Below are 12,315 nucleotides of genomic sequence, written 5' to 3' on the forward strand. Positions count from 1 at the left end.
ATTGTGCGGGCTGTGTTTTTCTACCTCCTCTGTACATCTTGCAGCTGTGAGGCTTCAGGAAAGAGCGGGAATTGCTGCAGATATAGCATCCTTTGAAAAACAAGTTACCTACTTTATCTCTGAATACAGAATCATTAAAGCATGGGCAGAAAGTGAATCACAAAAGCTGGAACAAGCACTGGCAATGTTAGGCCCAAACGATCAAAACCAAGTTGACGTTAGTGATATACTCCCGGAAGTGCTTAACCATCTGAACACTGAGGTTTTTGATCCATTAAATCAACTATTTCAACCTAAGAAGGGCGATGAGCTAAATTTATATAATTTTATCCGTGGTGAAAGCTATGTGGATTTAACCACCCTGGAATTAATAATAAAAACATGGCTGACCTTAAGCATTATTCCCACAAATGCCGAAAAAATTTTCACCATAGAAGAACTGCCACCAGGGAGAGGCAGTGTTGAAGACGAAATAAAATCCATTGAAAAAATAGTGCGTACTGTTAATGAATCGGTACTTCTCCTCCCCCCTACCTTGCCTGACACCGTAAGTGTTAACGTTGACGTTCAGATTTTAATGAACCAGCTCATTGACTTGGTTGATAGTGTTGCCAAATCATCATCACCAGCAACCAACAAAGAACTATCAGATAAAAATACTGTCAGGGCAGAGGTTAAACTGCTGCTTGATGAACTGGCAGATTCCATCGATGAATCAAAAGCGACTACTGGTGAATCATCAACACATGAAGAAAAGGTCCGAGAGGGCATTAAGACGATTCTAAACGAAGTAGTAAGTAATGCAATTGATGCTGCAGGTCAGAAATCGGAATCGAATGGAGAACCGGTTCAGTTGTTGAGTACTGACATACCAACCACTTCTAAAGCACCGGATATTTGTCAATCATCTTTGAAAGACCCTGAAAAAGATCCTCTTGTACTGATGACATTTTCGCGGCTTTTATTTTTTGTCTGCCGGTCATCAGAAATCTGTGACGATATGAAAAAACTGGCGCTAGATAATAAACTCACCCCCCTATCCCTCAATCATCTGACGACATATTATTTCAATAGTCTGAAGAATAAGGATCGCTTTACCCTTCTTGATCAGGCGATCGAGCAGACAAAAAACACAGATGATGTTGTCAAGTTCTTTTCTTCTGCCAAAATTCTGCATTTAATCACCATTGACTCAAAACTAAAAAAAGATGTTTCCAGCTCACTTCGCAACAACTTTTCACTCTACCCCAGTAAACTCAATAGCTTACTGGACAGTCTTATTGAACATCTGACCTTTTCTAACACTGAGCAGGAAGTCAATGCAGAAAACCAATTAGTGAGCATTTTCAAAGAATGCATACTACAGGGCAAAGCTCTACCACTGTTTATTGACAAAATTGCAATTCGGCTGGAAAAGGATCAACGGAGTGGCCTTATTTCCCTGATACAATACACGGTTAATCTTGCCACCTTGGAAGAATTAGCCTGGACCAAGCCACCCACCTTATCGAACCTGAGAAAATGGGGTCTCATCGAACCGGACGCGGTATATCCAAAGCTCAAGAGGGAAAATAACCCAGACGGTATTCTGCAAAGGCTGATCAGGCAGTGCATTAAAGAACAGCATGGTGACTTTATCGAGTTATTGCTATTAACCACTCTGAAACGGTCCCACTTTGAACCCGTTAACGGCCAGGTACTGATGCTGTTTGCCAAACAAGGGCTTATTCAGGGGATCACTCAGCTGATCCAGGATGGAGAAGATCTCACCAGGCTGGATATAAATAGCTGGAGTGCATTTATGCATGCTGCGGCCAATGGACAAAGTGAAACGGTCGAGTTTTTGTCCGGAAATATACCTCCCCAAAAATTAATGCAAAAAGACAATGAGGGTCTCGACGCAGCTCTACTTGCAATACAAGGAGGGCACGAAGACACGTTACGGACACTGATCCAATATTGCCCGGCATTGATTACCGCAAGAAAGGGTGAAAACAGCGGTTATTCTGCCCTTATATTTGCCATCAGACAAAAACAGAACAATTGCGTCAAAGTCATTGCTGAAGCGTTCCCTGACGCGATATGTACTCCTGTGACGACGACAACCTCGCCACTCTTACAGTCACTCTCCCCCGGTCACCTGGATTGTTTCCAACAACTCTTGCAAATATTATCTAAGCATAATCCTGTGAAGCGGGATTTCTGGAATTCTCCGATTTTTTATCAGACGCTCAACTGCAAAAACCCTGAAGCCGCTCGATGGATGATTCAAGAGCACCCAGATTTGATTCACTATCCTCATAACAGCTTCGAACAACCTCTGTCGTTGTCCATTATCCATGACATGGATGACCTCTCTCATGAAATGCTCAAACTTGAGAAGGTTGACATTAACGCAGTGAATACCAAGGGAGTCACTGCGCTGATGATCTCGTCCATAAAAAATAAAGACAACATTCTTCTCGAATTGGTGGATAGAGTAGAACTCAATGCCGCCAGTAAATGCCATGATGGTAAATCAGCCCTTCACCTTGCAGCTTTCTTTGGCTCTTTTCAATGTTTGCGCATACTGACTGATCGATACCCGGAACAGTTGTGGGAGACGGACGTTAATGGAAACACCGCTTTACACGCTCTCATTTTAGGGAATGCCATATCACGTGGTGCCTTTGATACGGCTATCAGCAGCGACGGGCTAACCCCCTCCGCCAATGATGGTGCTTTCGAAAACTGCCTGAACCTTGTGCTTTCCAACGCCATTGGCAGGCAGCAAATTAATAAAAAGAGTAACCACGGTTTATCGCCTCTGATGCATGCCGCCCAGTATGGCAACAAAAGCATAATCACCGAACTATTAAAAGTCGGGGATATTGACATCAATAGTCAGGATCATCAGGGGAAAACAGCACTCATGCACGCTGGCGCAGCTGGCTATATGGGCGCAATACAAACACTCTTAGAGCAGGACAAAACAGATGTATCTATTACTGACGTATACGGCTCTAGCTTCCTGTTACATATGGCTCGATCCGAACAATTCCAAGCGATCATAGAACTACTGACGACTGCTGATGAAAGCGTCCATGCAAAAATCCAATCTATCGTTAACACGCCCGATAGCTGGGGATGGACATTAGCCACTATTGCCGCGTTCAATGATAAAACTGAAACCTTTGGCTTATTACAGGCTTTATATACAGTCCAACTCGGAGCTGGGGAGGTCAGAATGAAGCGCAGAGAAAACGGCGTTCTCAGTGTGCCCCCTATATTTACCCCAATATGGGCAGACAGCGTTGAGCTATTCGATTCAATGCTATCACGAGGTGATAAGGCGAGCCTGCTCAACGCTGAGGATAACTTTGGTTACTCGTTATTAATGCGTGCCATTTCGGAAAAGAAGGGCAATAAGATTATCGATAGGCTACTGTCTGACGCCACCATGAATGTCGATATTAATCATGCTAATGATGAGGGAAGTACTGCACTGATGATGGCGGTTAAGGAGGATATGACCAACTTCATCAAAAAACTGCTCTCCCATAAGGACATAGAACTTGATATCAGGGACAAAACGGGTGAAACAGCTTTTATGAAAGCAATCAGTTTGGGTAAAACTGAAAGCCTGAAGTATATACTCAACACCGCAGGAAAAAACCTTCCCGCGATTGACAGGGAATACGCTAAAGAATGGGTCAGGGATTCTCATGACAATGAAGAGATTCTCAAACTATTGAAACCCTACCTGAAATCTAAAAGTGTTCTTCAAAAACTGTTCCGACATTGATTGGTTTTGATGCTTATGCAATTACTGCTTAAACTTGTCAGGCGACAAAGGCATTCTACATGTGACTCTTTGACACGCACAGTTGGGAATGCCCCCTAGGAGTGTTGTGGTCAAGTAAAAAAGGACACCTGATTAAGCCGCTTTCCTGAGTTCCCGCTGCTCAAAGTCCACAGGACTCACGTAATCAAGATACGAGCGCAGTCTGTGGTTGTTGTAGAACAAAATATAATCAACCACTGTCGCCTCTACATCTGCCCTTGTTTCGAAAATATAATGGTCAGTCCTCTCTCGTTTCAGACTGCCAAAAAAGCGTTCCGTTACCGCATTATCCCAGCAATTTCCCTTACGACTCATGCTGCATATCATGCCGTACTCCCTAAGTTGAGCCTGATAGTCCAGTGAGGCGTACCGGCTTCCTTGATCTGAGTAGTTGAAGAACTCCCGAGCCAGGCTTACGACTCCACCACGCCATTCTCAAAGCTTCCAGGGGCAGTTCTGTGGTCATGCGCTTGTCCATTGACCAGCCCACTATCTTCCTTGAATAGAGATCCATAACCACTGCCAGATACAGCCAGCCCTCTCGAGTCCATAAATAAGTGATATCAGTCGTATAGACCTTGTTTGCCTCCGTGACAGCAAACTCCCTGTTCAGAAGGTTTTCTGCTATCGGAAGCTTATGTTTGCTATTCGTCGTTACCTTGAATTTTTTCGCATACTTCACAACCAGTCCCAAGCGCTTCATCAGTGTTGCGGCTTGATAACGACCGATATTGTAGCCCTTGGCTTGCAGGGCTTTCACCATTCTCCGGCTGCCATAAGAGCGATCGGAGTCGATAAAAATCTGTTGTGTATCAGACTCCAGGCGGAACTGCTCAGCCAGAATGTTCTTCTGATGTATTTGTTGATTCTGCCAGCGATAAAAGCCACTGCGCCCAACCTGCATTACTTTGCAGAGTACCTGCACTGGGTAGGCCTCCTTCTCCCGTTGTATAAATGCAAATCTTACAACAGGTCTTTCGCGAAGAAGGCCGTCGCTTTTATGCCCTTTGGGTATTTTTTAATATTTCCTGCTCCATTTTCAACTGACGGTTTTCAGCTTCCAGCTCTTTTATTCGCTGCTGATCAGGCGTCAAAGCTTGCTGACCTTTGCCTGGAAAAGACATTTCCTTTTTTTCATCCTGTTCGCGTATCCAGCGTCTCAGGTTGTTGTCATTGATGCCAAGGCTCCTGGCAACCTCTGTTATACCAATGTCGTTTTTAAATTGTGGAGTGAGCAAGTTATTTTGGGCGACTGGGCAAGGCAAAGCGACGAGTCATAGCCGTAGCTATGGCGAGGAACTTCAACGCAGATCCAGTCGCCCAAAATGGCTGCACAGCCCATAATTTAAAAACAGAATTGGTATTACAGCCTGATTCTGCTCGACTACCATGGCAATGGCTTTGCGCTTGAATTCCGGAGAATAGTTTTTACGCTGCTTTGTCACTTTCTACCTCATCATTAACTGCACTATTGTGCTTAACGAGGTGTCCTAAGTCATTAGACCACTTCAGATACCATCGACACCCAAGGCCCTGTGCTTATCGCTGGTATTGGTCACTTTGGACAGATCGTGAACCACCTTTTAGTGGCTTAAGGCGTAAATACCGTGGTACTGGATAAATCCACCGACCAGATCGATATGATGCGCAGGATCAATGTACGAAGTTTCTACGGAGATGCCTGCCAACCGGATCTGTTGCACACCGCAGGCATCAACGAATGCAAGCTGATGGTTGTCGCCATTGATGACCCGCCTCGATCGGTCACCATCGTTCATTACATTAAGCAGCACTCCCCCATGTGCAGGTACTTGCCCGGGCTTTTGACCGCGGACATCACTATGAGTTATGCGACGCTGGTGCGGATTATGTCATTAGCGAAACCTATGATTCCGCCCTGAACCTGGGCGCCGAATCCCTTGTTCGCCTCGGGGTTCATCCATTTAAGGCGGAACAGATAAAACAGGGATTTATACCAATTCTGTTTTTAAATTATGGGCTGCGCAGCTATTTTGACCGCCTGGTTCAGCGTTGAAGTTCCTCGCCATAGCTACGGCTATGACTCGTCTCTTCGCCTTGCCCAGTCGCCCAAAATAACTTGCTCGTTCCACAATTTAAAAACGCCATTGGTATTATTCAACTGGAAAGAAGCCAGAAGGATGAACTTTACCGAAGCTGGCTATAAGAAGACGGGTTAAGGGGCTATGGCGAACACTATCAAAAACTGTTTATCCGACTGGAAGCATTACTGAAAGAGGCGTTTAACAGTGACCGCTCTGACCGCCACTCCAAATCAGAACGTGGCTGGACACCACCGCCCAAAGATTATCTTAAGGACTTTGACGACAAGCATTAAACGTCGGAAGACTTTTATATCTAAGGTAATTTAAAGCAGCCAAAGCTGGAATTTTTCATATCAAAACCCTATCCTAACGGCCAAAATACAAAAATAACAAGACATGAGCTGTATGAAAAAAACACTTATTACTCTCTCCATCACCGCCGCTGCTCTCGTTGCAGTGCCTCCTTACTTTCTGGGCTTCTCCATTTTTAACCTTGGCCATGCGGCTCAGGTTGCCACCAGCTTGAGCGCCAAGCTTGCCTGTTCTGCACGATATATTTCCGGGTTTGATGATCAGCAGATTGTCAGTGATTTGTCGTCTTATTCTCCGATCACTGAACTGGTGGAACTGCAGTGGAGCGAATCTCCTAGCCGTGTGTCTGCCAACCTGTTTGGTCTGGCACCAACGGTGGCCACCTATCGCGATGGCATTGGATGCTCTCTTGATCACGAAGAAGGTTTTGACCTGGACAGCCTCGCTGTGCAGAAAACCGAGATCCGGCCTGATTTAGAATGGCCTCGGGGAAGTCTTGTCACAACGATTAACTCCGAACTTCAATCCACGTTGGACAATATCATCCAACAAGACAATGAGCAGGGTTTGAACAGCCGCGCCATGGTCGTTGTTCAGGATGGAAAGGTTGTTGCTGAAGCCTATGGTGACAATACTCATCCAGAGACGCCTTTACTCGGCTGGTCCATGGCGAAAAGCGTTACTGCCATGATGCTTGGCCGTCTGGAACTCGAAGGCAAAGTTTCCAGAGATACCAGCGGTTTGTTCCCTGAATGGGATGATGAACGCGCCGATCTTAAACTGCGTGATTTATTGCAAATGAGCAGTGGCCTGACATTTGATGAAACCTATGCACCTGGCAGTGATTCGACCCATATGCTGTTCACCGCACCCAGCGCTTCTGGCGTAGCTATGACCAGCCCGCAAGGCCATGAGCCCGGCACTCATTTTTCCTACTCTTCTGGCACAACAAACCTTCTCTCCAGATACATACAACAGTTACTGGATAATCAGCCACAAAATACCATAGACTTTCTAACCCGTGAGCTGTTTGCTCCTGCTGGAATAGCCACGGCAACCTTTGAGACCGACCCTTCGGGCGTGCTTGTAGGCAGCTCTTATCTTTATGCCTCCGGCAGGGACTGGGCACGTCTTGGCCTGATGATGGCAGCAAATGGTGAAATCAACGGTTATCAGGTTCTTGCACCAGAGTGGGTTGAAGCAGCAAGCACTCCAAACAACAGTGACAATGAAAAAGCCTACGGCTATCAGTTCTGGTTGAATCGTGGTGATGATCAGCTTCGCTGGCCTTCACTACCGGAAGATGCTTACGCCATGATGGGAAACCGGAAGCAATCAGTTATGGTAATTCCTTCTGAACAAGTGGTTCTAGTTAGACTGGGCTGGACAACGGGTGAGTATCCGATGGAAACAAATTACAGAGGTTTGTTGCAGAGCATGTGACTATTAAATACTTATAGTTAGACTAAGGTTCCCGGCGCAGTTGAGATCACTGCGTCTGTGTCCATGAGTTGCCTGTGAGCAGCCTCATAATCGGTAATGGCTTTTGCAATGACATCTTCCACTGGCTCCAGTTTTATGTAATAGTTTGCGCCGTTTAACTTTAATACTTCAGAGATCTCTGTATATATTTGAGCCTGTAAAGTTCTAGCACGCAGAATCATATTATCTCTATCTTCTTCTATGCTTTTATCCTTACAGGTTACATTATCAACTCTTTCTGCTTTTTCCCTGACAATCCTTAAACAAAATGCAGTCATTTCACGTTGCAACAATTTCCGCAAACTGCTTACAATCTCACAACCAATCGTCAAAAGACCATTAGAGGTTCCTTCATCAACATATCTTTTTAATACTCCACGCATTTCTCTTACGAGAGAGCGTTTCATTTCCTCATTCACTTCACCAAAATTAATCAGATTAACTCCATATTTATCCAGAGGAATTGCAGACCTATGAACCCCAATAGCAATTTCGGTACCGTCCATACTGTTTTGCTCAGCAATAGCCGTAGCAAAATAAACAACATTTTCCAGATAACATAAGTTAAGGCTTGTCTTAGAAAAATCACTTTCAATATTCTTCATTGCTTCATAAGCCGCTATTTTTTGAGCAATAGAATCCTTTATATATTTATTAGCAAGTGCTTTACAGGCAGTTTCCATTTCATCAATAACTATTTTTTTTTGCTGAAAATACTTAATCAGTAAAAATACAATCATCCTTGTTTCCGACATATTCTGAGCACTCATACCCGTTATATGTTTCAGAACCGGACTCATTTTTTTATCACCATTACTGTTTCTCGTTTTTTTAAACTCCTTATCCAAAGACTTCCAGATTTTGGTTTTAGAACAGAGTCTAGTTTGATATTTCAGATTATTTCCATCCATCCTGACAACTTCCCCTTTGTCATCTTTAGGTTCTGTTCCTTCAATGACCGCTGAGACTTTCGTTACTTGAGTTTTAGGCTTCTTTATAATCACTACCTGCCGCTCTTCCTCTGTGACCAACAGCTTAACTTCAGCATATGGCCTCATTGACTCAATATATCCATCGCTCAATTGTATTACAGACCTATTACCAAAACGTGCTTCTGACATTGAAGCCTTATGCTTACAACCTTGCTCATTCTTATGCCTGAGTCCACAGCCAGAAAATAAGAAAGAAATGCAATTCAAATTGAAGCTCCAATTAACCAATACGATGGGATAACAATACTAGCAGCTGATAAACAACAAAAAACTGATATTGTGATTTTTTTTGAATAACACCTCTTTGATTCAAGCTCTACAGACAGGAAATAGACTCCACTGGTACTATACAAGCCAATATGTAGTAATATTTTCACATCACGTACTGCTCAATTGAGCGTGCACCCATTAGAAACCATCAAGTACTCGCCCATCAATGACTAGTACCGACCTATCAAGCCACACACCCATGATGCAGCAATACCTGCGCATCAAGCAGCAGCACCGGGATCATCTGGTGTTCTATCGCATGGGCGATTTTTACGAGCTGTTTTACGACGATGCAAAAACGGCATCGCAGCTGCTGGATATCACTCTGACCAAACGCGGGCAATCCGGCGGTGAGCCCATCCCAATGGCCGGCATTCCATACCATGCAGCCGAGGGTTATTTAGCACGCCTGATTCGTTTACGTCAGTCCGTGGCCATTGCCGAACAAATTGGCGATCCGGCCACCAGCAAAGGACCGGTAGAGCGCAAAGTGGTTCGCGTCCTGACACCTGGCACCGTCAGTGATGAAGCGTTGCTGGATGAGCGGCAGGACAATCTGTTGATGGCCGCCACCGGATACGATGGTCGTTACGGTTTGGCGTTTCTGGATATCAGCAGTGGTCGTTTTAATGTTCTGGAAGTCAGTGGTGAAGAAGCCCTGCTTTCGGAAGTGGAACGCTTAAGTCCCGCCGAGTTATTGGTAAACGATGATAAAAACTGGCCAGACGCTATTACCAAAAGAGCTGGCGCCAGCAAACGTCCGCCTTGGGATTTTGATCTTGAGGGAGCAAAAGAACAACTAAACCGACAGTTTCAAACCAAAAGTCTGGATGGTTTTGGTTGCGGACAGTTAACCCTCGCCATTGAAGCTGCCGGCTGTTTGCTGCAATACGCGCGAGAAACACAGCGCACTGCCCTGCCCCATATTCGCTCCCTTGCTCAGGAAAACCGGGAAGAGAGCGTGGTGCTCGATGCCGCCAGCCGTAAAAATCTTGAGTTGACCATCAATATGAACGGTGGTCGGGAACATACCCTTGCCGCCGTCGTGGATCAAACAGCCACTTCTATGGGCAGTCGACTGCTGGCACGGTGGATCAATCGTCCACTGCGTAATTTCGAGAAGCTTACCGCTCGACAATCCGCCATCAGCGCCATTAAAGAGGGCTTTCATTTTGAAAACCTCTACCCGCTGTTGAAAAACATCGGCGATATCGAACGGATACTGGCACGGGTTGCCCTGAAATCTGCTCGCCCAAGGGATCTGGCAAAACTGCGTGACTCCCTACAGGAACTGCCCGAACTTCAACAGCTGCTGGCAGTGATCGACAGTGAAACCATTCATTTTCTGGCTCAAGGGATTAGCGAACATCCGGAGTTGGCTGACCTGCTAACCCGTGCCGTTATTGAAAACCCACCAGTGGTGATCCGTGATGGTGGTGTCATCGCCGAAGGTTATGATGCGGACTTGGATGAACTGCGTTCCATAAGCGAGAACGCTGGTAACTATTTAGTCCAGATGGAATTGCGGGAACGTGAGCGCACTGGCCTGCAAAGCCTGAAGGTGGGTTATAACCGGGTGCATGGCTATTACATCGAATTAAGCCGCCGGGAATCCGATGACGCACCAGTAGACTATATTCGTCGTCAAACCCTGAAAAATACCGAGCGCTTTATTACGCCGGAACTGAAAGAGTTTGAAGACAAAGCATTGTCCAGCAAAAGCCGGGCACTGGCTCGGGAAAAAGCCCTCTACGAGGCATTGCTGGATCAGTTGCTGGAATCACTGGGCCCACTTCAGGAATGCGCCATGGCACTTTCTGAGTTGGATGTACTGAGCAATCTGGCAGAGCGGGCCGAATCCCTGAACTTTTGTCGTTCGGAACTGCATGAACAGCCCGGCATTAATATCACGGAAGGCCGTCATCCGGTGGTAGAACAGGTTCTGGATGAACCCTTCGTTGCCAACAATGTGTCTTTCCACGATGAACGACGCATGCTGGTTATTACCGGGCCGAATATGGGTGGTAAATCGACCTATATGCGACAAACAGCATTGATTGTATTGTTGGCGCATATAGGCAGTTATGTACCCGCCACCCAAGCAAGTATTGGTTTGGTGGATCGTATTTTTACTCGTATCGGTTCATCGGACGATCTGGCTGGCGGCCGCTCGACCTTTATGGTGGAAATGACTGAGACAGCCAATATTCTCCATAATGCGACAGAACAAAGCTTGGTGCTGATGGATGAAGTTGGCCGTGGTACCAGCACCTTTGATGGACTTTCTCTTGCCTGGGCCTGCGCACACTATCTGGCTGACTCAGTAAGAGCGTTCACTTTGTTTGCCACCCACTACTTTGAGCTGACTCAGCTGCCCGAAGAATGCGCTACCGTTGTTAACGTTCACCTGAATGCGACAGAACACGACGATCGCATTGTGTTTCTCCATGCGGTTCAAGAAGGTCCGGCCAGTCAGAGCTATGGTTTGCAGGTCGCCCAGCTTGCCGGCGTACCAAGGCATGTAATTAATCAGGCTCGCCAGAAGCTGTCGCTTTTGGAACAACTGGAATCCGGCACTCCAGCACTGAAGACCGTTCTGCCAGCCACGACGGTGAATCTACAGGCAGATCTGTTCGCCAGCCATGAACCTCACCCTGCTGTGACTCTGTTGGAAGAGACTGATCCGGACAGCCTGAGCCCCCGACAGGCGCTGGAACTGCTGTATACTCTCAAGGCATTAAAGCAATAATATTGTTTATTCCTTATATCCCGGGTTTTCTACTGACTATTCAGGATATAAGGTTATGGTAAACGCGGCTGTTCACCAGGTTTACAACTCTGGTAAACTGCTTCGAAATTTCGTATGACCCGATGCGAACGAAATGCTGTCAGGTCGATTTCGATAAAAAACTCTGAATTTATTTGGAGAATATAATCAAGGTCATACGCTTCCAGTCAAATCAAATGGAGTTTCAACACCATGGCTTTCGTAGTGGGTGAGAACTGCATCAAGTGCAAATACACCGATTGCGTAGAGGTCTGTCCAGTAGACTGCTTCTATGAGGGACCAAATTTTCTGGTCATTCACCCGGACGAGTGCATCGATTGCGCCCTGTGTGAACCAGAGTGTCCTGCCAATGCAATTTTCTCAGAAGATGAAGTACCTGAGGATCAACAGGAATTTATCGAACTGAACGCAGTTCTGGCGGATGTGTGGGAGAACATTACCGAGAAAAAAGATCAGTTACCTGACGCTGCCGAGTGGGATGGCGTAAAAGGTAAGCTCGATCAATTAGAGCGTTAAGTAGTATCTCAACTTTGTTTGACAAAGAAGGGTTAACGAAAAAGGCCATGACATTGTCATGGCCTTTTT

General features: G+C 45.8%; 11 protein-coding genes. 6 read left to right on the forward strand and 5 right to left on the reverse strand.

The features are described from left to right. A partial coding sequence (locus Q1B11_RS03090) for an ankyrin repeat domain-containing protein (protein WP_299727256.1) occupies nt 1-3,784 on the forward strand: 3,784 nt, incomplete at its 5' end. 132 nt (nt 3,785-3,916) lie between these two features. Here the strand turns inward: Q1B11_RS03090 and Q1B11_RS03095 are convergent. From Q1B11_RS03095 to Q1B11_RS03110, 4 genes are all read right to left on the reverse strand, one after another. Continuing rightward, on the reverse strand, nt 3,917-4,150 hold the full coding sequence (locus Q1B11_RS03095; RefSeq protein WP_299727258.1) for an IS3 family transposase: 234 nt from the start codon (nt 4,148-4,150) through the stop codon (nt 3,917-3,919). Between the two features lie 10 nt (nt 4,151-4,160). Next, nucleotides 4,161-4,838 (reverse strand): IS3 family transposase, encoded by a 678-nt coding sequence (locus tag Q1B11_RS03100; protein ID WP_299728065.1) that lies wholly within the window; start codon nt 4,836-4,838, stop codon nt 4,161-4,163. Then, nucleotides 4,822-5,061: a transposase gene (locus Q1B11_RS03105; protein ID WP_299727260.1), complete on the reverse strand. Its 240-nt coding sequence runs from the start codon at nt 5,059-5,061 to the stop codon at nt 4,822-4,824. The genes Q1B11_RS03100 and Q1B11_RS03105 overlap by 17 nt, the downstream gene beginning before the upstream one ends. A gap of 63 nt (nt 5,062-5,124) precedes the next feature. Continuing rightward, a complete protein-coding gene (locus Q1B11_RS03110) occupies nt 5,125-5,268 on the reverse strand; it encodes a transposase (RefSeq protein WP_299727262.1) in 144 nt (47 codons plus the stop codon). 198 nt (nt 5,269-5,466) lie between these two features. On the opposite strand from Q1B11_RS03110, the gene Q1B11_RS03115 reads away from it, so the two are divergent. The 3 genes from Q1B11_RS03115 to Q1B11_RS03125 all read left to right on the forward strand — a co-directional run bounded on the left by Q1B11_RS03115 (nt 5,467) and on the right by Q1B11_RS03125 (nt 7,641). Continuing rightward, the gene (locus Q1B11_RS03115; protein ID WP_299728068.1) at nt 5,467-5,724 is read left to right on the forward strand and encodes an NAD-binding protein; all 258 of its coding nucleotides are present in this window, start codon (nt 5,467-5,469) and stop codon (nt 5,722-5,724) included. Then, nucleotides 5,625-5,858, forward strand: a complete 234-nt coding sequence (locus Q1B11_RS03120) for a hypothetical protein (protein WP_299728092.1) — start codon at nt 5,625-5,627, stop codon at nt 5,856-5,858. Before Q1B11_RS03115 ends, Q1B11_RS03120 begins: the two co-directional genes overlap by 100 nt. A 433-nt stretch (nt 5,859-6,291) precedes the next feature. Then, nucleotides 6,292-7,641 (forward strand): serine hydrolase, encoded by a 1,350-nt coding sequence (locus tag Q1B11_RS03125; RefSeq protein WP_299727265.1) that lies wholly within the window; start codon nt 6,292-6,294, stop codon nt 7,639-7,641. A 17-nt stretch (nt 7,642-7,658) separates the two neighbouring features. Here the strand turns inward: Q1B11_RS03125 and Q1B11_RS03130 are convergent, their stop codons facing one another. Next, a complete protein-coding gene (locus tag Q1B11_RS03130; RefSeq protein WP_299727268.1) occupies nt 7,659-8,801 on the reverse strand; it encodes a hypothetical protein in 1,143 nt (380 codons plus the stop codon). 307 nt (nt 8,802-9,108) lie between these two features. Here Q1B11_RS03130 and mutS point away from each other — a divergent pair, with 307 nt between their 5' ends. Together mutS and fdxA are read left to right on the forward strand one after the other, a co-directional pair. Continuing rightward, nucleotides 9,109-11,691 carry a DNA mismatch repair protein MutS gene (gene mutS / locus Q1B11_RS03135; protein ID WP_299727271.1) on the forward strand — a complete coding sequence of 861 codons (2,583 nt, stop codon included), beginning with the start codon at nt 9,109-9,111 and terminating at the stop codon, nt 11,689-11,691. Between the two features lie 231 nt (nt 11,692-11,922). Beyond that, complete coding sequence (gene fdxA, locus Q1B11_RS03140) at nt 11,923-12,246, forward strand: ferredoxin FdxA (protein WP_299727274.1); 324 nt, start codon at nt 11,923-11,925, stop codon at nt 12,244-12,246. The last annotated feature ends 69 nt before the right edge of the window (nt 12,247-12,315 follow it).

The sequence above is a fragment of the uncultured Endozoicomonas sp. genome, assembly GCF_947495845.1.
Lineage (GTDB): Bacteria > Pseudomonadota > Gammaproteobacteria > Pseudomonadales > Endozoicomonadaceae > Endozoicomonas.